The organism is Amphritea atlantica (assembly GCA_024397875.1).
Classification (GTDB): Bacteria; Pseudomonadota; Gammaproteobacteria; order Pseudomonadales; family Balneatricaceae; genus Amphritea; species Amphritea atlantica_B.
On sequence record CP073344.1, the window covers coordinates 3,960,470 to 3,983,814 of the forward strand.

Consider the following 23,345-nt stretch of genomic DNA (forward strand, 5'->3'; position numbering starts at 1 on the left):
AAAAGAATTTACTTTCAATCAAGCAAATACTTACCATTTGGTAAAACTTATGTGTATTTTATATACCTTCGATTGCTATTCAGTCAAATCCAGGTTGGGGTGCATATGACAACTAGAAATGTAATAGGACATATTGCCGGGGCTGATATCAGGACGATCAAAATATTTAAAACAGTCGTGAACTGCGGGGGCTTTTCTGCCGCCGGAGCAGAGCTGAATATCAGCCGGGCCGCAATCAGTATTGCGATGTCTGATCTTGAACAAAGGCTATCGTTAAAGCTCTGCAACCGGGGAAGAAGTGGTTTCTCTCTCACCGATGAAGGGGAACAGGTTTACCTGGCTGTTCTGAAGCTGCTCGCCTCTCACCAGGAGTTTCAGCAGCGCATCAACTCCATTCATTCAGAGCTTAAAGGCGATCTTGCGATCGGTATTACCGACTGCCTGATTAGCCTGCCCAGCATGTATATAACGGATTCACTCAAGGCGCTTAAACATCAGGCCCCGGAAGTAAATATAAATATTGAGATGATTCCAGCAAACCAGGTTATTAAAAACCTGCTCGATGGGCAGCTACAAATAGGTGTGGCCCCGGTATTCAGTAAGAACCCGAACCTGAAATATGTTCATCTTTACGATGAACAATCGTATCTGTACTGCGGTAATGAACATCCCCTGTTTAACACCTCAGAAAAACATATAAGTGCAGAACATATTACCGAATATGAAATAGTCTCCCCCTCTTCTCAGCAATCCCCGGAAATCAAAAAACATCTAAGGAGGTTTAGCAATAGTGCCCAGGCATCAGATAGGGAAGGGGCCGCTTTCCTTTTATTAACCGGTTGTTATATTGGCTACCTGCCCGCCCACTTTGCTCAAAGGTGGGTTGAGACAGGCCAGATGAAACCACTGTTGCCCGAGGAGTTTAATTACTCTACGCCCTATGCTGCAATCGCTCGAAAAGACCTGGCCCCAAACCTGATTCTCTCCTGTTTTATGGACCGGTTAAATCAGTTAATTGAATCCCCCTTACCAAGAAACCGCGGTGATAAAAATCAGGATCACACCAGAAAAAGTCAACCAGAATCGAGCACCTAAAAACAAAAACCTTAATAATCAATAAGTTAAAAACAACCAAGTTAACAGAGTCATTCAGGCAAATAAATTTGCCACAGGCATCAATAAAAACTATATTTACCAAACGGTAAATTTTTAATTGCCGTAAATACACTCTTTACAACACTAAAGTTCATTTAGAATTTTAAAAATAAGAATAAGAGGAAGTCCCATGAAGAACGCATCAGCTGACTCTTCATCCGCCATAAAAGTGGGTGAGTTCTACGAGCTAAAGACCGGCTCCGATGTCTCCGATAGTGCCCACTACAACGAAGACATCGCCCCCACTCAAGTAAAAGAACGCACCTGGAATGTATGGAATGTTGCCGCCCTTTGGGTAGGGATGGCGATCTGCGTCCCAACCTATACCCTCGGTGGCGTTCTCACTGCGTATTTCGGTTTGTCCGTGATGGAAGCACTGATGGCTATTTTGGTAGCCAATATCATCGTGCTGATTCCACTGACACTGAATGCATTCCCCGGCACAAAGTTCGGCATACCCTTTCCGGTTCTCCTGCGATCATCTTTTGGCATGGTCGGCTCCAATATCCCCTGCCTGATCCGGGCGATGGTCGCCTGTGGCTGGTTCGGAATACAGACCATGTTCGGTGGCCTCGCCATCCATATCCTGCTCTCACACCTGCTGCCTGGATGGGAATCCCTGGGTGGTACCGGTGAAGTGATCGGCTTTTTCACCTTTCTGATGCTCAACCTCTATATCGTGATTAAAGGCGCTGAGTCGATTAAGGTTCTGGAGACCCTGGCGGCCCCCCTGCTGTTGGCGGTGGGCATCGGCCTGATGATGTGGGCCAGTCCTAAAATCTCTTATGAAGCGCTGCTCGCGATCCCTGCCAACCGTCCGGAAGGGGCTTCTTTCTGGGGATACTTCTTTGCCGGCGTCACTGCCATGGTTGGTTTCTGGGCAACCCTGTCGCTTAATATTCCTGACTTCAGCCGCTATGTGCGTTCACAGAAAGACCAGATTGCCGGACAGATTATCGGCCTGCCGCTGACCATGTTCTTCTTCGCTGCGCTGGGCGTGGTACTGACCGCAGCATCCACCACGCTGGTAGGGGAAACCATCTCTGACCCGGTGACCCTGATCGGTAAAATAGACAGCCCGGTGTGGGTGGTGATCGCCATGGTGATCATTATCATTGCGACCCTGTCGACCAACACGGCAGCGAATATCGTTTCCCCGACCAACGATTTCCAGAATGTTGCACCCAAGAAGATCAACCAGACCCGTGGCGTGCTGCTGACCGGTCTGATCGGCGTTGTGTTGATGGCCTGGGAACTACTGAAAAAACTGGGACTGATTGAATCCGATGTCAGCGTTGAAGCGATGTACAGTGGCTGGTTACTCGGTTATTCATCACTGTTAGGGCCGATTGCCGGCATCATGATCGTTGATTACTTCGTCATTAAACGCCAGCAGCTCAGCCTGCCTGATCTGTATAAGACCCACGGTATCTACAGCGGCTTTAACATTAACGGCTTTATCGCTTTCGCCATTCCTGTGGCGCTGACCCTCTATTCGCTGATGACCGGACAGCTCAGCTGGTTCTACCAGTACGGCTGGTTTACCGGATCAATTCTCGGCGGTTTAACCTATTGGTTCTGCGCTAAAAATTTCTCCGCAGCAACCGTCAGTCTGGTAACGCAGAACGACTAAGCCAGGGCCCTCTGTTCCTGTGCAGAGGGCAGTTTTACCCGTTAGCGTTGTTATTTTTAATGGCAGACAACTGCTCTGCCAACCCCTAATACACTGAGGAGTTGTGTCTATGTCCACTATCATCCGAAATGGCACTGTCGTTAACGCCGACCAGACGTTTCGTGCAGACATCTACTGTGAAAATGGCAAGATTGTAGCCATCGGTCCTGATCTCGATGTTCCATCCAGTGCTGAAATCATCGATGCTTCAGGCCAATATGTGATGCCTGGCGGTATCGACCCTCATACCCATATGCAGCTACCATTTATGGGTACTGTCGCGACCGATGACTTTTTCACCGGCACCGCTGCGGGTCTTGCCGGAGGCAATACGACGATTATTGACTTTGTTATCCCGGCCCCACAGGAGTCACTGCTGGACGCTTACAAAAAATGGCGTGAGTGGGCTGAAAAATCTGCCGCGGACTATAGTTTTCATGTTGCGATTACCTGGTGGGATGATTCGGTAGCGGCGGATATGGAAACGCTGGTTAAGGAGTATGGCGTGAACAGCTTTAAGCACTTTATGGCGTATAAAAATGCCATCATGGCCGATGATGAAACCCTGGTGAAGAGTTTCCGCCGTTGCATGGAGTTAGGCGCTATGCCAACGGTCCACGCCGAAAATGGCGAATTAGTCTTCCAGCTACAGCAAGAACTGTTAAGTAAAGGAATAACCGGCCCGGAAGGCCATCCGTTATCCCGTCCGCCTATTGTAGAAGGTGAAGCGGCCAACCGCGCAATCCAGATCGCACAGGTCATGGATGTACCCATCTATATCGTCCACGTGTCATGTAAAGAATCCCTTGAGGCAATCACCCGCGCCCGTAACGAAGGCCAGCGTGTTTATGGCGAATGTCTGGCAGGCCATCTCGTTATTGATGACAGCGTTTATCGGAATGAGAGTTTTGAATTTGCTGCGGCCCATGTCATGAGCCCTCCCTTCCGCTCCAGTGAACATCAAAGCGCACTCTGGAAAGGTATTCAGGGTGGCAATCTGCATACTACCGCCACTGATCACTGTGCTTTCTGCGCGGACCAAAAAGCTGCGGGGAAAGATGACTTTTCCAAAATACCTAACGGTACCGCCGGGGTAGAAGATCGTATGGCTGTCCTTTGGGATGAAGGGGTCAACAGCGGTAAGCTGACGATGAATGAGTTTGTCTCGGTAACTTCAACCAATGCCGCCAAAATTTTTAACATCTACCCACAGAAGGGCTCCATCTCTGTGGGTGCCGATGCTGATATTGTGGTCTGGGATCCAGAGGGCACACGTACCATCTCAGCCAAGACCCACCACCAGAATGTAGACTTTAATATCTTTGAAGGTAAAACAGTGAAAGGTATCCCGACCCACACCATCAGCCGGGGTAAAACAGTCTGGGCGAATGGTCAGCTCAACGTCGAACAAGGGGCCGGACGCTATATCAACCGCCCCGCCTTCAATCCGGTGTTTGAAGCACTATCAAAACAAGCTGAACTGAATACACCAGTCGCCGTGAAACGCACATAAAACCGCGTCATCAGTACCGGGGGAGCGATCCCCCTCAGCTTCGCTTAACCCATTAAGATAGAGCAATTGCACCATGATAGTTTGGCTTAGTATGCTTGCAGCACTCTTCGCAGGAAGCATGTTACCGCTTCAGGCAGGGGTGAATGCCCAACTGGCCCGTGCCGGTGGAAATGCGCTTTGGGCGTCTGGAATCTCTTTTCTCGTCGGTACCCTGACACTCCTGATGGTATACAGTAGTCTGCGGCTCACCTGGCCCTCTTTTGATGAACTCAAAGAAGCACCGCTATGGGCCTGGAGCGGCGGCCTGATGGGAGCATTTTTTGTTACCTGCATGGCCTTTTTCGCTCCCAGGCTTGGTGCAACGACACTGTTGGCACTGGTCATTAGCGGGCAGATTCTCGCTTCACTCTTGCTCGATCACTTTGGCGCTGTCGGTTTCAATGTTCATGAGATTAATCTCTGGCGAATCCTCGGCGTCATCCTGATAGGGACCGGTGTATTACTGGTCCGAAAATTCTGACGACTGTTATCAGTCTGCTTTAAAGTAACGATTTCGCTAATGATCACCCGCGCACTGCCTTGGAGCAGATCGCACTATAAATACGCAGAAAAACAGTTTAATTCGGCAGAGCGTTCAAATTAAAACCTCTGAACAGCATTTCAACCCACATCTGTAACACTTCAACTCATTGAAAATAAGTCTTATTTTTAGCGCGTCCTATATATTTTACAGATGGTAAAATAATGGCACGCTATCTGCAGCACTCTTGTTAGAACCTTTCCGGCTCAACATGAGGAAGCACAATGAGTATAAATAAGCCAGACAGATCATCCGCCATAAAAGTGGGTGAGTTCTACGAGCTAAAGACCGGCTCTGATGTCTCCGATAGTGCCCACTACAACGAAGACATCGCCCCCACTCAAGTAAAAGAACGCACCTGGAATGTATGGAATGTTGCCGCCCTTTGGGTAGGGATGGCGATCTGCGTCCCAACCTATACCCTCGGTGGCGTTCTCACTGCGTATTTCGGTTTGTCCGTGATGGAAGCACTGATGGCTATATTGGTAGCCAATATCATCGTGCTGATTCCACTGACACTGAATGCATTCCCCGGCACAAAGTTCGGCATACCCTTTCCGGTTCTCCTGCGATCATCTTTTGGCATGGTCGGCTCCAATATCCCCTGCCTGATCCGGGCGATGGTCGCCTGTGGCTGGTTCGGAATACAGACCATGTTCGGTGGCCTCGCCATCCATATCCTGCTCTCACACCTGCTGCCTGGATGGGAATCCCTGGGTGGTACCGGTGAAGTCATCGGCTTTTTCACCTTTCTGGTACTCAACCTCTATATCGTGATTAAAGGCGCTGAGTCGATTAAGGTTCTGGAGACCCTGGCGGCCCCCCTGCTGTTGGCGGTGGGCATCGGCCTGATGATGTGGGCCAGTCCTAAAATCTCCTATGAAGCACTGCTCGCGATCCCTGCCAACCGTCCGGAAGGGGCTTCTTTCTGGGGATACTTCTTTGCTGGCGTCACTGCCATGGTTGGTTTCTGGGCAACCCTGTCGCTTAATATTCCTGACTTCAGTCGCTATGTGCGTTCACAGAAAGACCAGATTGCCGGACAGATTATCGGCCTGCCGCTGACCATGTTCTTCTTCGCTGCGCTGGGCGTGGTACTGACCGCAGCATCCACCACGCTGGTAGGGGAAACCATCTCTGATCCAGTGACCCTGATCGGTAAAATAGACAGCCCGGTGTGGGTGGTTATCGCCATGGTGATCATTATCATTGCGACCCTGTCGACCAACACGGCAGCGAATATCGTTTCCCCGACCAACGATTTCCAGAATGTTGCACCCAAGAAGATCAACCAGACCCGTGGCGTGCTGCTGACCGGTCTGATCGGCGTTCTGTTGATGGCCTGGGAACTACTGAAAAAACTGGGACTGATTGAATCCGATGTCAGCGTTGAGGCGATGTACAGTGGCTGGTTACTCGGTTATTCATCACTGCTAGGGCCGATTGCCGGCATCATGATCGTCGATTACTTCGTCATTAAACGCCAGCAGCTCAGTCTGCCCGATCTGTATAAAACCCATGGAATCTACAGCGGCTTTAACATCAATGGCTTTATCGCTTTCGCCATTCCGGTGGCACTGACCCTCTATTCGCTGATGACCGGACAGCTCAGCTGGTTCTACCAGTACGGCTGGTTTACCGGATCAATTCTCGGCGGTTTAACCTATTGGCTGTGCGCCAAGGGGCACGCCGTAGAAGCCGGCAAAATGATCCCCCAGAGCGAATAACACTCAGATATCACACCGCCCCCTGCGCCACGCCGGGGGCAGCCTTTCCAGCTCAGTCGCTACCTTAACTCGCTAACCCCGAGATGCTTTTCCCAAACGGATGTAGTTAAGAGGGCACTCCCGGCTTATGATTTGTGAACCGTTCGAACCCGTGAATAGTCATGGCAAAACAGATAAAGTCCGCTGCCGATAACTATCACGCCCCCCAGATATGCAGGCAAGTCAGGAAGATCTGCGAATAATAGCCACCCCAGAGCCAATGCCCAGAATATCTGAGAATACATAAAGGGAGCTACCGTCGTTGCCAGTGCGTATTTATGGGAGATAATTATCAGGCTATGGGCCATTCCACCAAATAACCCAATGCAGAGAAGAGCAGCCCATACCAGAAGGGATGACGGCATCTGCCAGACAAAAGGAACAAATAAGCTTGCTGTTATAGCACCGACCATCGCGGTATAAAACAACGTGACAGGCAGGGGGTCATTGCCCGACAACTTTCGCGTAGTCACGTTATAAATAGCTGCGCAGCACGCCGAGCCAAAAATGCACAGAGCACCTATCCCGGTCTGAGCAGAATTCAGATCATTCATGCCGGGCCGGACAATAATCAGGGTACCAAGAAACCCGACCGCAATAGCAACAATTGAAGCGATACCAACCCGCTCGCCCAGCAATGGAACTGATATCAACAAGACTAACAATGGCACAGTGAAAAAAATGGCGGTCGCTTCGGCAAGACCCAGCATCGTCAAGCCGAAAAAAAACAACACCGTATCAATCAACAGGATCAGTGAACGACCAATCTGAGTGAATAGCTGTTCAGACTTCAGCAGCTTCGCACCATGCCGAGGCCAGAGAAAGACTATCATCAACACCAGATGTCCCAGATAACGTGCCCAGACGACCTGCGCCACAGGTAAGAACTCACCTAAATATTTCGCCAAAGCCTCCTGAACAGAGATCAGCAGCATGGCGCCCATCATGCAAAAAATGCCGCGCAGAGGGTTCGTTTCCATAAAGTCCTCAAGACTTAAAATCACATCTGCATCAGAGAGTACTAATGCGTAAACCCGGGTACGTCATCAAAGGCACAATGGTTACCACATCGTGGTAAGAAGCTATCCCGCCTCCCGCAACAAAGCCCCAAAGATCAGGCAAAAAACCCGGTCTGTGATTATCCAGCCGGGTTGTTAAGTTTATACACGTAAAAATCAGGCTGCTTCGTGCAATGCAGCAGTAAGATCCATGATAGCCTGTTTGCCATCACCAAACAGCATCACCGCATTATCCATAGCGAACAGTGGATTCGGCAAACCGGCAAAGCCTGGACTCAAACTCCGCTTAACGATGACCACACTCTTTGCCTGATCGACGTTCAGTATTGGCATGCCATAGATCGGGCTGCCTTTATCTTCCCGGGCCATCGGATTAGTTACATCATTAGCGCCAATCACAATCACCACGTCGGTTTTACCAAAATTGGGATTCGACTGCTCCATGGTTTTCATACTGTCATACTCAACTTCCGCCTCTGCCAATAAGACATTCATATGGCCAGGCATCCGACCGGCTACGGGGTGTATAGCAAACTCAACGGTGATACCTCTGCTCACAAGGGTATCAGCCAACTCCCGTACCGCATGCTGTGCCTGCGCCATCGCCAGCCCAAATCCCGGCACGATGACGACTCTTTGAGCATCTTCCAGCATCATACTGACCTCATCCGGCGAAGACGAAGTCACCTTACCTTTATACACTTCATCGGCATCAATACTATTGCCATCAGCCTCGGCCATCTTACCGAAGAGGACATTCAGCAGAGACCGGTTCATCGCCACACACATTATCCGGGTAAGAATAATACCTGAAGCACCCACTAGCGCTCCCGAGATGATCAGAACATTGTTGCCCATAATGAACCCAGCCGCCGCCGCAGCAATACCTGAGTATGAATTGAGCAGGGCGATCACCACCGGCATATCAGCACCGCCTATCGGCATCACCAGGGTGACACCCAATAGCAGCGATAACGCGACTAAAAGGATAAAGCCTCCCATGCCAGCCTGACCCGTGATCAGCAGAAGGGCCACAGCCAACGATGCCAGCAACAATCCCAGATTGACAAACTTCATACCGCTAAAGCCGATCGCCTGGCCCGGCAAAATCTCCTGTAGCTTACCAAACGCCACCGCACTGCCGGAGAATGTCACCGTACCAATCAATATCGCCAGCATCACTGCACAGTTGGCCACAATCAGAGTAGCGCTGGACAGTTCGCTGTCTGTCGCCATAAAGGAAAAATAACTGGCAGCCGCCACCCCCAGGGACGCGCCGCCCCCCAGTCCATTGAGGATCGCAACCATCTGCGGCATAGCCGTCATCTGGATCTTAACCGCCATCAACGCGCCCATGAGCGTTCCGAGCGCCAGCCCTGCAAACACTATTTCATAGTGGATCACTTGCCGGTCCAGCAGAGTAATGACAATTGCCACCAGCATTCCCAGTGCCGCCATGCGGTTACCGCTGACCGCGGTTTTCGGACGCGTCAGACCTTTGATACCCACCACAAACAATAATGCGGCAACAAGATAGAAGAGATTAATAATCACGCTGTTCATTATCAGCTCCTCCGCCTAAACATCTTAAGCATACGATTAGTGACCATAAAACCGCCCACCACATTGATCGTTGCAAACACAATCGCAACAAATCCCAGCAACTGGACAATGACGCCAGACGCATCACCAGAACCGGCCGCCAGAATAGCACCGACAATCGTAATACCTGAGATCGCATTACTACCGGACATCAACGGGGTATGCAGGGTTGGTGGCACTTTAGTAATCAGTTCAACGCCGAGAAACACCGCCAGCGCAAACAGTGATAGTAAAATAATGAAGGCTTCCATTAGGCGACCTCCTTCAGCAAAGACTCACGCCCCAGTAGCAGCAGATTCAGCTTTTCACGAATCCTGTTGTTGAGGATATCCCCAGCATGAGTCACTACTGATTCCTGAATAATCTCGTCATCAAAGTCCAGCGCATGGCGTCCCTGATCATCAAGAATGTGGTTAAGCAGATTCTCTATATTATTACCGTACATCTGGCTGGCATGATGCGCGACGGTTGAGGTGATATTGTCCGGGCCGATGATAGTGACACCCTCTGCAACGATCACTTTGCCATACTGAGTCAGCTCACAGTTGCCCCCCCGTTCTGATGCCAGATCGACAATCACAGCGCCCCGCTTCATCTGTCGGACCATATCAGCCGTAATGAGAACCGGAGACTTAGCACCGGGAATCGCAGCGGTCGTGATAACGATATCCTGCTGACTTAACACGTCCGCCATCAACTCCCGCTGGCGCTGGAGAAACGCCTCCCCCTGCTCCTGAGCGTAACCGCCCTGATCTTCAGCGGTGTTCGCGTCAAGTTCCAGCTCAATGGGCTTAGCACCCACAGAGATGATCTGTTCCCGGGCCGCCGGACGCACATCATAGGCTTCAACCACAGCTCCCATTCGCTTTGCAGTCGCGGCAGCCTGCAGACCGGCAACGCCCGCCCCCATAATGAATACCCGGGCAGGGCTCAGGTTACCTGCCGCCGTCATCATCATTGGGTAGATCCTCTGTGACGCACTGGCCGCCAGCAGTACCGACTTATAACCGGCAATCGTTGCCATAGAGGAGAGCACATCCATACTCTGTGCCCGGCTGATCCGGGGAATCAGCTCCATAGCGATACTGCTTACGCCCCGCTCTGCCAGAGTAGTAAACCGTTCGGGTTCCGCTAAAGGATCCATCATGCCTATCAATAATTGCTTGCTCTGCAGCGAGGCAGATACCGTATTTAACATTTGGCCGGACAGATTCACCCTCACCAGAATATCCGACTGCCGATAGATATCCTCTGCCGACAGGTTTATCTCTGCGCCGGCATCCCGATAATCCTGATCGCTAAAACCGGCCGCAAGGCCCGCACCACTTTCAACCGCAAATGTTGCACCTGAGCCCGACAATCGCGCTACATTTTCAGGCGTTAGCGCAACTCTGGACTCATTTGCCGATGTTTCTTTTGCAATACCAATTCTCATATCGATACTCCCTAAGCGGCCCGTTTATTCAAACAATAGAAGGCCTGTGCGCGTGTTTTTACACGCACAGGCATCTCTTTTAAGTGAATGAGTGTCCGGAACCGGACTTATTTATTTTTAGATTTATTATTAGAGTTTTGTGAAGCGATCAGTTACAGGCCTGATTCAGAACCGCCTGAAACAGTACATTGCACCCGGCATGGAGATCTTCGGGCTTAGCATTTTCTTCTTCGTTGTGGCTGATACCATTTTCGCACGGCACGAACACCATCCCGGTAGGGGCGACACGGGCGATATAGCAGGCATCGTGGCCGGCACCACTGACAATATCCCGATGACTATATCCGGCATCCATTGCAGCCTGACGTACGGAATCAACACAGCCTTTATCAAAAGGAACCGGCGGTGAATACCAGATCTGCTCAAACTTCATCTGCAGACCCATCTGATCTGCAATCTTTGCCGTCACTTCGCGTAACTCAGCATCCATTTTAGACAGCACCTCGTCATTCGGATGACGGAAGTCGATGGTGAAAAAGACTTCACCCGGGATAACATTACGAGAGTTCGGGAAGACCTGCAGCAGACCGACTGTCGAACAGGCATTAGGCTGGTTCGTCAGACCGATTCGGTTAACTTCATCAATGATCCTGGCAGCGCCCAGCAGCGCATCCTTGCGACGCAGCATCGGCGTAGGGCCCGCATGGGCTTCCTGCCCCGTCAGCGTGACTTCATACCAGCGCTGCCCCTGAGCATCAGTGACCACACCGATCGTGGTTTCCTCCTCTTCAAGAATAGGACCCTGCTCGATATGCGCTTCAAAGAAGGCTTTTACCGGGCTGCCAACCTCATGCTCACCGGCATAGCCAATACGCTGCAACTCTTCGCCCATCGTCTTGCCATCGAGATCAGCACGACTTAAACCATATTCAAGATCGAATACCCCGGCAAATACGCCAGACGCAACCATCGCGGGAGCAAAACGGGAGCCCTCTTCATTGGTCCAGATAGAGGCCTCAACCGGATGATCTGTTTCGATATTGTGATCATTCAGGGTACGGATCACTTCCAGTCCGGACAGTACGCCATAAACACCATCAAATTTACCGCCGGTAGGCTGAGTATCAATATGACTCCCCATAACCACGGGAGGAAGATCATTATTCTTTCCCGGACGGCGGGCAAAGACATTACCCATCTTATCAACACGTACGGTACAACCGGCCTCTTCACACCATTGAGTAAACAGATCACGCGCCTGCTTATCCAGATCGGTCAAAGCCAGTCGACAACAACCACCTTTTTCGGTGCCACCGATTTCGCCCATCTGCATCAGGCTGTCCCAAAGTCGCTGCTCATTTGTAGTTATGTTTTTCATCGCTAAAGGCTCCTATTTAACTCTATTGGGGATGCCCGAAAAAGGGCTGCATAATCTTTCCCGTCAGGTAAAACTAGTTTATTTTTACCACTTGGTCAAATTATTTTTAATACGTACCCACTAAGACAAAAGATCTCTCAGACTCAATAAATCAGGTTTAAAAGTCGACTGATACAGAGGCCACTTCCCCTGCAGAAACGCCATGGCCACACAGGACCAGACCGCATAAAACCAGTGAAAAATGCTATAGATTAACCAGATGACCCATGCGGATCTGCTTAGTTTTCATATAGCCCAGATTCTGATGATGATAATCAGCCTGAAGCGGCAGGCGGTTAACTTCCAGCCCGTGCGCTTGCAAGCTGATAACTTTTTCAGGGTTGTTCGTCAGTAAACGTAGTTTTGATATCCTCAGTGCTTTCAGTACGGCGGCTATCAATCGGTAAACCCAGTTGCAGATTTGCATCGACGGTATCCAGCCCATGATCCTGTAGCTGATAAGCTCTGAGCTTATTCTTTAAGCCTATGCCCCGCCCTTCCTGACGCAGATAGATCAGAACACCGCATCCCGCATCACTGATAATCCTCAACGAACTATCAAGCTGTTCACCACAATCACAACGGGAGGATGCAAACAGATCGCCGGTGGCACATTCCGAGTGAACCCGGATGATAGGCTCAGAAACCTGTGAAGGTTGTCCCATAACCAGATAAATATGTTCTTTACCATCAGAGGGATCGGTAAAGACCGTCATCGCGAATTCACCATAGGCGGTCGGCATCGGCACCGTGACAGAATCAGTGAGGTCGGGCAGACTGGCTTGTTTATCCATAGACACTCCGTATAAACATTTTGCTGAACCCCTTTGCGCCAAAATCCGACACACTAAGCCCCGACTTTAAGTACATATGCAGACCCGACCCGGGCCCTCACGGGCCCGGGTATTCACAGGATTATTGAGTGAATTTTGGAATAATGTGCTTACCGTATTTTTCTACGATACTTTCCTCATCACCGTTATCCAGATAGATGTTGAACTGCGTGGTGCCTGCCGCTGCCAGATCTTTCAGCTTGGCGATATGATCCTCTACAGAACCCAGCACACAGAACTCCTCAACAATATCGGGAGTGATGAAATCCAGGAACGGGTTATCACTCTGTCCATGCTTCGAGTAGTCATAGCCCTGACGGTTCTTGATATAGGAGGTCAGGCTTTCCGGAACCTGGCCACTGCTGTCGCCATACTTTTCAACAATATCGGCAACATGGTTACCCACCATCGCCGGAAACCACTTGGTGGCTTCCAGGCAACGCTCTTTGGTACCAAAATAAGCAGGCGCTGAGGCAATTACCTGATAGTTACTCATATCACGACCCGCGGCTTCACCGGCTTTCACGGCCTGATCCTTGAACCACTCAACCAGTGATGGAGAGCCTATCTGCAACACCACACCGTCACCAACCTCACCGGCTGTCTGAAGCGCTTTAGGACCGTAGGCACCAATATAAACGGGCAGTTCATAGCCTTCAGCCCATGGGAATTTAACCGGCGCGGGACAATCGTCATACATCACCTCTTCACCCCGCACCAAGGCCTTAACCTTGGTGGTGAACTCAGCAACCCGTGCCAGGTTGGCCGGCTTTTTACCCAGCACCCGAACACCACTGTCACCACGCCCCAGACCGACATGAAAACGGCCATTACTTTGCAACGCCAGGCTACCGAACAAACTTGCCGCCTGAGACCAGTCACGCGCATTGGGGTGCGTTACGCAGGGACCAAAACTGATCTTCGACGTATGCTCCATGCACATCGCCATAGCTGGATATGACTCGCGCCACAGAACATGAGAATCATAGAACCAGCAGTGTGTAAAACCCGCATCTTCCGCTTGTTTAGCCAGGTTACGTGCCCGCTCTGGGCTAATAAAACCTTTAAAAGTAATACCGAAATCCATAGTTATTCTCCTGATAAGGATTTTTTTGTTGTCGTGTCAGTGGTGGCAATTAATGATCAGGCGCCCAGATCTTCACCCCGGCGTGGGAGAACGGCACCTTTTTAGAGATATTCAGGCGAATCAGAATCGGGGTAATCGCTTCGATGCAGCGAGCATTAACCGCTGGCCCCGCGTTGTAGGCATTCACACCCAAAGTGCTAATCAACTCCATCACTTTCTCTTTGGCAGCCAGGTCATTACCGCATACCAGAATGTCGCAGTTGATTGTCTGTTCCAGCTTGTTCAGCGTAGCGGCCGATACATTGTGCAGCGCACCGACTACCGGAATATCATCACCCAACAGCGCCTGAGCCGCTTCCGTGGCAGAGCCTTCCGCAGGCATATCGACAGCTTTGGGGTCGCCCTCCGCCAGAGGGACAACGATATCCACCAGAATTTTCTGACTCAGTTCCCCTTTAATCGCCTCAAGCGTGGCATTGTGAGCTGAAAACGGAACCGCCAGAATCACGATTTCATCCGCTACTGCCGTAGCACCTCGGTTATCAGCACCACTAATCACACCGGTTGCCTCAGGCTGTTTCTCATTCAGTTCCTGAGCAATCTCTGCTGCCCTTTCACCATCACGAGAGCCCAGAGCAACATCAATACCGGCAGCAGCAAAACGCAGAGCCAGCCCTTTCCCTTGCGGGCCTGTTCCACCCAAAATAGCAATTTTCATCGAAATAGATCCTCTTGTTGTGGGCGCAGCAGGTCACGGGCAGAGCTGTCACTCGCCTGCCAGTCAACGCCTTTAAATATCAAAACCGGCTTTTTACCGTTTTTACTCATCAGCAAGCCGGAAGCGGCTGCAATTTCATCCGCCAACGCGGGAACTGTTACCGAAAGCACCCGCCCATAGGCATCCGTGTCACCAGCCAGATCAACTTTTGCGGGAACATTGGCGAGCCCAACAGCCACATTCACCAGCCCCATGCGCCATGGACGCCCAAAGGTATCGGTAATGATGACGCCCAGGGCTTTACCTGTTGCCTGCTCGATCGATCGACAGATCTCCCGGGCGCTGTGATCAGGATCATGGGGGAGAATAATGACTTTGCCTGCGGCATCGACATTGGATTCATCAACGGCGGCATTGGCACAGATAAAGCCCAGACGGTGCTCTGCAATAATGGTGCCTTCCTGTTGTTCTGGTCGTTTCGATGCCCTGACTAAACGCTTCGATTCTGATAAAACCACCTGAACTTTTCGCGGGTCTTTATTCAGCTCTGTGCCAAGCTTCAGAGCCTCTTCGGTAGGGGTAACGTCATCCAGATCAATGATCTGGCCTTCCTGTTTTGACACCACCTTATGCGCGATAACAAGGATATCGCCGTCATCGAGTTGATATTGATTCTTATCGATGGCCGATAGAATGATGCCTGGCAGATCATCTCCGGGTTGAATATCCGGAATCCCATCGAGTGCATGAATACTGACCTGGTTGTGATTGTTGTTATTCATAATAAGAGGTCCTATGCGGATATTTTTTCAGGCCAGAGATCAACCCGGTCCAAATCTTCCGGACGGTCAACATCAAAAGAGAGGCTCTCGAGGAAAAGGCGCGTAAAGTGCAGCCCTTCTTCAAAAGCAGCAAGCAGATGTATCTGGCAGGAGTCCGGTCCGAAACTAAATGGCAAAACATTGGGGGGGGTCGTCATAATTGCATTGGTACCGCCATCGTAAGAGGGACAGACAACAACCGAAGGGACCGAAAGACGATGGCTAAGAAGACATTCGATCTCATTAAAATCGATTGCTTCTATATCCCCCGGTATAACCAGCTGGGTTTCAATCCCCCGCCTCGCGTTATACTCTGCCGCCAGCGTGACCGCGGCGTTTAGTCCTGCCAGCTTCTCCTCCTCTAGCAGTACCTCCGCTCCGTGGCTTTCAGATATCTCCTGGATACGTTTAGATTCGGTGACAACCAGCAGGTTATGTTGAGGATATCTCTGCCGGAAAAAACGCAGGTTTTTTTCAAACAATCCAAGCGTTAACTTTTTCCTCTGGTTCCGGCTTAAAACCTTTGCAAGCCGGCTTTTCGATCGCTCTGGGCTTTTCATCGGAATCACGATAGATAACTTCATAACAGTGTCCTCAACTACACCGCGATCTTTCTGCCAGTGTCACTGGAGAGATGCGCTAACGAAGGTTTTTCAGCGCTATCCTTTATATTCGCAGCCTGGTAAACATGAACCAGCGTTTCTGCCAGCCGGATCTTGTTTTGCCGGTTAAACATCAGCGTGTCGGTTGCCAACACATGTTCCACGCTAGCCGACAATTCAGAAACCGCATTACGGTCCTGCTGATCGATGACCAGTGCATCGATGAGACCACTATAGAAGTCGGCAACACCGATCACATCGCTGCGATAACCAGCAACTTTCATCATCTGATCAGCCGGTCCCTTTACGGTCTCACCATTAATCAGGGGCGAGACAGCCACCTTGAACGCGGCAGAACTCATCAGGGCTTCGGTAATTCCCGGCACCGATAAAATCGGCTTAATACTGACAATTGGATTACTCGGCGCAATAACAATAAGATCGGCTTCAGCAATAGCCTTGAGTGCCTCGGGCGTGGCTATGGCAGCCTCAATCCCCGTTATGTTGAAATCCAGCACTTCCGGAAGGCAGGCATACTTTACGAAGTAATCCTGAAAGTCGATCCAGCCGCTGTTAGTCATCACCTGGTTATGAATACAGCTGTCTGTCGGCAGGATAATCGGCGTTTTAACACCATATGAGCGAGCAATCTTTGCCGCTATCTCACTGGGTCTGATCCCTTGTCTGCGCAGCTCTGTACGGTAGATATGTGTGGCGAAGTCCTTATCACCCAGATACATCCAGGTATCGGCTCCCAGCGTCTTCAGCTGATCCAGAACCTGATTGCTTTCTGCTTGCAGCCCCCAGCCCTTTTCTGTGTCGATCTGTTCTGCCAGGGTATAGGTCAGCGTATCAATATCCGGCGAAACCCACAGACCATGAAACTCCTGATCATCAGCAACATTACCAATCACACTAAACTGCTCTGCAAAGCGGCTGAAGGCAAAGCCTTCCGCCATTTTGGCACCACCGACACCGCCACTCAGTAACACAATCTTCAATGGCTTATTCATGACGCAACCCTCACCACGTCTGCCGAGGACGCAATCAGCTGTACAGTTGCATCACTATGAGTCAGTGTCCGGTTTCCGCTATTCCGCTCATACTGTTCAATAACACCATACAGCGTGTTGCGACGCACAGGATCACGTCCTGCAGCACTGATCATCCGAATCATATCTTCAGGCACAATTTCCTGTTCGTTCTTTCCACCTGCGGCCCGGGAGATACTTTCATTCATCAGCGTACCGCCCAGATCATTAGCGCCTGCCCGCAGCATCTGTTGGGCATACTCAGGCCCAAGCTTGACCCAGGACGCCTGAATATTATCAATCCAGCCATTCAGCATCAGACGGGCTACCGCATGCATGCGGATATTTTCTTCCGGCGTGGGGCCTGGCCGGACATTGGGAATATTCATATAGAGCGGCGATTCGTAATGCACGAAGCCCAGAGGCACAAACTCGGTAAAGCCACCGGTCTGTTTCTGAATCGCCCTGATTTTACCGATATGAGATGCCCAGTGTTCCGGCCCATCGATATGGCCATACATGATGGTGGCGGTGGTGGGTAAACCCAGTTGATGAGCGGTGGTGATAATGTCTATCCATTGCTCGGTGGTCAGCTTATCCCGGGTTAACTGCTGACGAATCTCAACATCCAGAATCTCAGCGGCAGTTCCCGGCATTGACCCCAAACCATGATCCATAAGATCCTGGATAAATTCAGCCACTGAAACCTTGCTTTTCAATGCGCCAAACCAGATTTCAAAGGGCGAAAAGGCGTGGATATGCATACCCGGAATACGTTTTTTGATCGCTTTCAGAATTTCACGGTAATGGCTGCCATCAATATCCGGATGCAAGCCCCCCTGAATGCAGACTTCGGTAGCGCCCCGGTTCCAGGCCTCTTCCGCCCGGTCGGCAACCTGCTCAAAACTAAGCAACTCGGCAGTCGACTCTTCCTTACGTTTTGCAAAACCGCAAAATTTGCAGCCCATATAGCAAACATTAGTAAAGTTAATATTCCGGGTAATGACAAAGCTGGCCTGGTTTCCGACGGCCTTATTGCGGATGAAGTCGGCTGTTGAAATAAGCGCGTCGAGTTCTGCACCGGTCACACCGAACAGGGTCACTGCATCAGGCTCAGATAACTCAGCCCCCGCTATAACAGAGGTCAAGATGTTGCGGATGCTCATGTCAATATCATCCAACTGAGCTGTCAGCTTATGCTGATCAGAGACGCTGTGATTCAAACTTAAAATACTTGGAGCGTTCATATTTCTGTCCTTAACTTAAATTCAATGGCACCTAAGAAAAGACGTGGTGTTCATATTCTGCGGGCAATGCTGGACTGCCACGACGCTGAACCAACCGTCCGGGAATAAGACTTCACAATGAACGAAACAGAGAGAACAGTTCCACGTTTTACTACGTGCTTAAACGCGCGGACTGAATAGAAAGCGGTGTTACATACCAACTGCTGATGACGCGGGAATACTTCAATATTCATCAGTCTCATGACTCCGTGCTTATTCTTATTCTCGGTATAGGTCTGCATCCACAAACTTTTTACCAAACGGTAAAATAATACTAGACCAATATTTACCGCTTGGTCAAGAATTTATTCAGGGATATTTATCTCATACCAGGAATGGACATAAGCCATTGAAATAAAATAAATATATTCTAAGAATACTGAACCTGGTGAGATTTCACCGGACATGAAAGACAAAAAACATCAGCTCCCGAGCTCAGTTTTCAGACAGATACCTGACTGAAAAAGTTGTTTGACTGCTGTCATAATCGGAGATTTAGAAACGAAGAGTAAAACGAAGAGGGATGTCTGTCAGATATAAAAAAACCAGATAATGCCAGGTTATGAGCATTATCTGGTTCCTGTTTTTCTTTGATACTAATTCAAGAACTTAGCGCAAGAATTTAGCGCATGAAATTGCCGTCAGAATTTACTTCATGCCGAGCCCTTTAATGACCAGATGTGTCAAAAACTCAGTGGCATTATCAAAATCCTGATTCTGAAGTTTTTCTTTCCCCAGAGAGATGCTTATCTGAGATGAGAAGTCAGCATAGGTTTGCGTCGACGACCAGATCATAAAAAACAGATGATAGGGGTCGACATCATCCATCACCCCTTCGGCAATCCATTTTCTCACCAGTTTAACGTCAGCATCCAGTGCCGGGGTCAGATGCGATTTAAGATACTCCTTCAGATAAGGCGCGCCATTGATTATCTCTATCGCAAACACTTTAGAAGCGTCTGGGTTACTGCGGGATAACTCAACCTTGCCGCGTATATAGTTACGCAACATCTCCTTCGGGTTCTCTCCGAGCTGATCAAGCAGAGCCATTTTCTCAACCCACATATCGAGGATGTTTTTCAGAACCTGTTGATAGAGAACCTCTTTGGAAGAAAAATAATAGATCAGGTTCTGCTTAGACATACCCGCTTTTTCGGCAATCGTTTCCAGCGCAGTCCCGTTATACCCATTAAGGGAAAAGAGATGCTCTGCGGCCCTGAGAATCGTATTCTCATGCCCCTCCCGAATACGGGAGCGACGACGAGGTTTGTTAATAACGACTTCTTCCGATGAATTCGGCATGATGAATTAATACCCGGTATAAGAATTAAGTACTTAGAATACATTTTACCATGTGGTAATTAACGAATCGACCAGCGAATCATATCCCTGTTTAGTATCAGTCTGCCGTTCTCTCAAACATCAGATCCCAGACCCCGTGCCCGAGACGTTCGCCGCGCTTCTGGAATTTGGTCACCGGACGCCATTCAGGCTGAGGTGAATACTGGTCTTCTCCTGCCACGTTGCGATAGCCCGGGGCCGCGCTCATCACCTCCATCATATGCTCGGCGTAGTTTTCCCAGTCGGTGGCCATATGAAATACGCCGCCGACTTTGAGTTTCTTGCGGATCGTTTCAGCAAACTCAGGCTGTACAATGCGGCGCTTGTGGTGCTTTTTCTTATGCCATGGGTCCGGGAAGAACAGCTGCAGGGTGCTCAGACTACCATCGGGGATACAGTTGGCCAGCACTTCGATTGCGTCGTGGCAGAACACCCGGATATTTGTCAGGCCCTCTTTTTCAGCGTTACTCAGCAGACGGCCGACACCCGGACGGTGTACCTCGATACCGATATAGTTGTTCTCCGGCTGGGCCTTGGCCATCTGGATCAGGGAGTCGCCCATACCAAAACCGATCTCCAGCACGACCGGTGCTTCCCGGCCGAACACCTCCGCCAGATCCAGCATACCGCCATCCGGCTCCAGTCCCATCAGTGGCCACTGCGTCTCCATCGCTTTCTGCTGACCTTCGGTCATCCGTCCGGCACGCAGCACAAAGCTTCTGACGGTACGCATATACTTTTCACCAACTGACTGATCCGGATTCGGCTGTTCAGTTTTGTTTTCTTCTGACATCTGTCTGAGTTCTCACTTAAAACAAAGCAGCCTGATCAACGGATCAGGCTGCTGTCATCTATCATTAAATCCAACTACCTAAAGGCAGCCTTTATTTGTAAATCAATTAGTTATCAACAACCAATCACTTACCTACAGCTAATCATTTACCAACAATAGTGCCTTCCATTGGTGAAGAGGCGCTGGCATATTTCTTCCGCGGCATCCGCCCGGCCAGAAACGCTTCACGACCCGCCTCAACCGCTTTACGCATCGCGGAGGCCATCAGAATCGGGTTACGGGCACCGGCAATCGCTGAATTCATCAGCACTGCCTCACAGCCCATCTCCATCGCTACCGCGGCTTCGGAAGCCGTACCGACACCGGCATCCACCAGCACCGGTACCTTGCAGTCTTCCATAATCACATTGATATTATGCGGATTGAGGATGCCCAGACCGGAACCGATCATCGATCCCAGCGGCATAATGGAGACACAACCCAGTGACTCCAGCTCTTTGGCAACAATCGGGTCATCACTGGTATACACCATCACTTTGAAGCCATCACGTACCAGAATATCGGCGGCTTTTATGGTTTGTACCACGTTAGGATAGAGGGTTTTCTGGTCACCCAGTACTTCCAGTTTCACCAGGTCGTGGCCATCCATCAGTTCGCGGGCCAGCATACAGGTACGTACCGCGTCGTCAGCATTAAAACAGCCGGCGGTATTCGGCAGTATGGTGTACTTATCCGGGGAGATAACATCCAGCAGATTGGGCTCATCAGGGTTCTGTCCGATGTTGGTGCGACGTACCGCGACGGTAACAATCTCAGCGCCACTGGCTTCAATGGCCAGACGGGTCTCTTCCAGATCGCGATATTTACCGGTACCAATCAACAGCCGCGACTGAAAGCTGCGGCCTGCAATAATCAAAGGATCGTTAAGTTGTTCAGACATTATTCTCTACCCAGTTAAATTCTGTAATATTCTCAGACACACATCAGGGCCGGGCTGATCAGCCACCACCAATCGCATGAACCACTTCCACCCGATCACCGTCCTGCAGCACTGTTTCAGCATGTCTGCTGCGGGGAACGATCTCCAGATTCAGCTCCACCGCAACACGACGCTCACCCAGCTGCATCGTTTCGATCAGACCCGCCACAGAGGTGTTTTCCTGAACCTCAAGAGTGTCACCATTTACCTGTATCAACATTGAGATTGATCCATTTTTATTAACTTAATTGCCGGAAAGCTGCCCGGCCAAGATTTAACCAGCCCGCCAGAAACAAGACGCCACCCACCGGAGTGACTGCGCCCAGCCAGTGCTGACCACTGAGCGCCAGCGCATAGAGGCTGCCGCTGAAAAAAACCATGCCCGCCATAAACAGCACAGCTGTATGACGCAGGCCGCTGTCGGACTGGCGCAGCATAAGCAAGCCAACGCCGAACAGTGCCAGGGTATGAAACATCTGGTACTGAATGCCGGTCTGCAGCACTTCATATAACCGGACACTCAGCTGTGCTCTGAGTATATGTGACGCAAAGGCGCCCAGTGCGACGGTGATAAAGCCGCTCAGTGCGGTACATAGAATGACAAAACGGGCAGACATAACAGTTCCGGAACATTAAGGTGGCTATTCTAACAAAGCTTATCGGTTGCGATAAGCAATAAAAAAGCCGCGCTCAGCAGAGGGCGGCTTGATAACCGACGAAGCCGGAAACCTGAGCGATCAGGCTTCCAGCATCGCTGTTTTAATCTTCTTCATGGCGTTCTTTTCCAGCTGACGAATCCGCTCTGCGGAGATTTCATAGCGGGCAGCCAGCTCATGCAGGGTGGCTTTCTCTTCACCCAGCCAGCGCTGTACCAGAATATCCCGACTACGCTCATCCAGCTGATCCATCGCTTTGCTCAGACGCTGATTGGAATCCGCCTCCCAGTTAGAGTCTTCCAACTGACTCGCCGGATCCTGGCTGTGATCCTCGAGGAAGTAGGCGGGAGACTGATAAGCCCGCTCATCATCGTCACCCACGGGTGCATCAAAAGCCATATCGGTGCTGCTCATCCGGCCTTCCATCTCCCGGACAACATGCTCATCCACGCCCAGATCACCGGCCATCGCGGTCACTTCATCGTTGGTCAGCCAACCCAGGTTTTTCTTCTTGCTGCGCAGGTTAAAGAACAACTTACGCTGAGCTTTAGTGGTCGCCACCTTCACAATGCGCCAGTTACGCAGAATGAATTCATGCATCTCCGCCTTGATCCAGTGCACAGCAAAGGAAACCAGACGAACCCCCATGGTAGGGTCAAACCGTTTAACCGCTTTCATCAGTCCAACATTGCCCTCCTGAATCAGGTCAGCCTGTGACAGGCCATAACCGGAGTAGGATTTAGCAACATGGACCACGAAGCGCATATGAGAGAGTACCAACTGACGCGCTGCTTCAAGATCGTTCTCGAAATACAGCCGCTCTGCCAGTCCGCGCTCCTCTTCTACCGTGAGAACAGGAATCGCAGTCACCTGACGTATATACGCCTCCAGATTCTGACCCGGAGATAATACTTCAATGGCTCGAAGGCTTTTGCCCATTTCTCAACCTCATTACTTATTCATTTCAAGAGTATCAATATAAGTTACAGCTATGACACACTTCTGCCAGACTAGTTCCGACGATATACAGCCCGCTTTA

At 50.4% G+C, this 23,345-nt stretch carries 22 protein-coding genes and 1 pseudogene; 5 read left to right on the forward strand and 18 right to left on the reverse strand.

Going from position 1 to position 23,345, the window contains the following annotated elements; genetic code table 11:
• The first annotated feature begins 105 nt into the window (after positions 1-105).
• From KDX31_18255 to KDX31_18275, 5 genes are all read left to right on the forward strand, one after another.
• On the forward strand, positions 106-1,095 hold the full coding sequence (locus tag KDX31_18255; GenBank protein UTW05448.1) for a LysR family transcriptional regulator: 990 nt from the start codon (positions 106-108) through the stop codon (positions 1,093-1,095).
• Positions 1,096-1,285: 190 nt separating this feature from the next.
• Positions 1,286-2,788 (forward strand): NCS1 family nucleobase:cation symporter-1, encoded by a 1,503-nt coding sequence (locus KDX31_18260; GenBank protein ID UTW03238.1) that lies wholly within the window; start codon positions 1,286-1,288, stop codon positions 2,786-2,788.
• A 109-nt stretch (positions 2,789-2,897) separates the two neighbouring features.
• Complete coding sequence (hydA, locus tag KDX31_18265; protein UTW03239.1) at positions 2,898-4,340, forward strand: dihydropyrimidinase; 1,443 nt, start codon at positions 2,898-2,900, stop codon at positions 4,338-4,340.
• Between the two features lie 118 nt (positions 4,341-4,458).
• On the forward strand, positions 4,459-4,860 hold the full coding sequence (locus KDX31_18270) for a DMT family transporter (protein ID UTW03240.1): 402 nt from the start codon (positions 4,459-4,461) through the stop codon (positions 4,858-4,860).
• 284 nt (positions 4,861-5,144) lie between these two features.
• Positions 5,145-6,647 (forward strand): NCS1 family nucleobase:cation symporter-1, encoded by a 1,503-nt coding sequence (locus tag KDX31_18275; GenBank protein ID UTW03241.1) that lies wholly within the window; start codon positions 5,145-5,147, stop codon positions 6,645-6,647.
• 125 nt (positions 6,648-6,772) lie between these two features.
• Here the strand turns inward: KDX31_18275 and KDX31_18280 are convergent, their stop codons facing one another.
• From KDX31_18280 to rpoH, 18 genes and pseudogenes are all read right to left on the reverse strand, one after another.
• On the reverse strand, positions 6,773-7,666 hold the full coding sequence (locus KDX31_18280) for a DMT family transporter (GenBank protein ID UTW03242.1): 894 nt from the start codon (positions 7,664-7,666) through the stop codon (positions 6,773-6,775).
• Positions 7,667-7,861: 195 nt separating this feature from the next.
• On the reverse strand, positions 7,862-9,268 hold the full coding sequence (locus tag KDX31_18285; protein ID UTW03243.1) for an NAD(P)(+) transhydrogenase (Re/Si-specific) subunit beta: 1,407 nt from the start codon (positions 9,266-9,268) through the stop codon (positions 7,862-7,864).
• Between the two features lie 2 nt (positions 9,269-9,270).
• On the reverse strand, positions 9,271-9,558 hold the full coding sequence (locus KDX31_18290; protein ID UTW03244.1) for an NAD(P) transhydrogenase subunit alpha: 288 nt from the start codon (positions 9,556-9,558) through the stop codon (positions 9,271-9,273).
• A complete protein-coding gene (locus KDX31_18295; GenBank protein ID UTW03245.1) occupies positions 9,558-10,742 on the reverse strand; it encodes a Re/Si-specific NAD(P)(+) transhydrogenase subunit alpha in 1,185 nt (394 codons plus the stop codon). The genes KDX31_18290 and KDX31_18295 overlap by 1 nt, the downstream gene beginning before the upstream one ends.
• A gap of 148 nt (positions 10,743-10,890) precedes the next feature.
• The gene (locus KDX31_18300; protein ID UTW03246.1) at positions 10,891-12,120 is read right to left on the reverse strand and encodes a Zn-dependent hydrolase; all 1,230 of its coding nucleotides are present in this window, start codon (positions 12,118-12,120) and stop codon (positions 10,891-10,893) included.
• Positions 12,121-12,364: 244 nt separating this feature from the next.
• A pseudogene (gene ribA, locus KDX31_18305) lies at positions 12,365-12,902 on the reverse strand (GTP cyclohydrolase II).
• Between the two features lie 172 nt (positions 12,903-13,074).
• Complete coding sequence (locus KDX31_18310; GenBank protein UTW03247.1) at positions 13,075-14,079, reverse strand: TIGR03842 family LLM class F420-dependent oxidoreductase; 1,005 nt, start codon at positions 14,077-14,079, stop codon at positions 13,075-13,077.
• Between the two features lie 49 nt (positions 14,080-14,128).
• Positions 14,129-14,797 (reverse strand): NADPH-dependent F420 reductase, encoded by a 669-nt coding sequence (npdG, locus tag KDX31_18315; GenBank protein ID UTW03248.1) that lies wholly within the window; start codon positions 14,795-14,797, stop codon positions 14,129-14,131.
• Positions 14,794-15,579 (reverse strand): coenzyme F420-0:L-glutamate ligase, encoded by a 786-nt coding sequence (gene cofE, locus KDX31_18320; protein UTW03249.1) that lies wholly within the window; start codon positions 15,577-15,579, stop codon positions 14,794-14,796. The genes npdG and cofE overlap by 4 nt, the downstream gene beginning before the upstream one ends.
• A gap of 11 nt (positions 15,580-15,590) precedes the next feature.
• Complete coding sequence (gene cofC, locus KDX31_18325) at positions 15,591-16,202, reverse strand: 2-phospho-L-lactate guanylyltransferase (GenBank protein ID UTW03250.1); 612 nt, start codon at positions 16,200-16,202, stop codon at positions 15,591-15,593.
• A 14-nt stretch (positions 16,203-16,216) separates the two neighbouring features.
• Entirely contained in the window at positions 16,217-17,233 is a 1,017-nt protein-coding gene (locus tag KDX31_18330) for a 2-phospho-L-lactate transferase (GenBank protein UTW03251.1), read from the reverse strand.
• Positions 17,230-18,498, reverse strand: a complete 1,269-nt coding sequence (cofH, locus tag KDX31_18335; GenBank protein ID UTW03252.1) for a 5-amino-6-(D-ribitylamino)uracil--L-tyrosine 4-hydroxyphenyl transferase CofH — start codon at positions 18,496-18,498, stop codon at positions 17,230-17,232. Before cofH ends, KDX31_18330 begins: the two co-directional genes overlap by 4 nt.
• Positions 18,499-19,185: 687 nt before the next feature.
• Entirely contained in the window at positions 19,186-19,839 is a 654-nt protein-coding gene (locus KDX31_18340) for a TetR family transcriptional regulator C-terminal domain-containing protein (GenBank protein UTW03253.1), read from the reverse strand.
• 97 nt (positions 19,840-19,936) lie between these two features.
• Positions 19,937-20,671 carry a tRNA (guanosine(46)-N7)-methyltransferase TrmB gene (trmB, locus tag KDX31_18345; protein ID UTW03254.1) on the reverse strand — a complete coding sequence of 245 codons (735 nt, stop codon included), beginning with the start codon at positions 20,669-20,671 and terminating at the stop codon, positions 19,937-19,939.
• A gap of 142 nt (positions 20,672-20,813) precedes the next feature.
• Positions 20,814-21,611: a thiazole synthase gene (locus KDX31_18350; GenBank protein UTW03255.1), complete on the reverse strand. Its 798-nt coding sequence runs from the start codon at positions 21,609-21,611 to the stop codon at positions 20,814-20,816.
• 58 nt (positions 21,612-21,669) lie between these two features.
• Positions 21,670-21,870: a sulfur carrier protein ThiS gene (thiS, locus tag KDX31_18355; protein UTW03256.1), complete on the reverse strand. Its 201-nt coding sequence runs from the start codon at positions 21,868-21,870 to the stop codon at positions 21,670-21,672.
• 19 nt (positions 21,871-21,889) lie between these two features.
• Positions 21,890-22,267: a DUF423 domain-containing protein gene (locus KDX31_18360; GenBank protein ID UTW03257.1), complete on the reverse strand. Its 378-nt coding sequence runs from the start codon at positions 22,265-22,267 to the stop codon at positions 21,890-21,892.
• A 120-nt stretch (positions 22,268-22,387) separates the two neighbouring features.
• Positions 22,388-23,245 carry an RNA polymerase sigma factor RpoH gene (gene rpoH / locus KDX31_18365; protein ID UTW03258.1) on the reverse strand — a complete coding sequence of 286 codons (858 nt, stop codon included), beginning with the start codon at positions 23,243-23,245 and terminating at the stop codon, positions 22,388-22,390.
• Positions 23,246-23,345 lie beyond the last annotated feature (100 nt).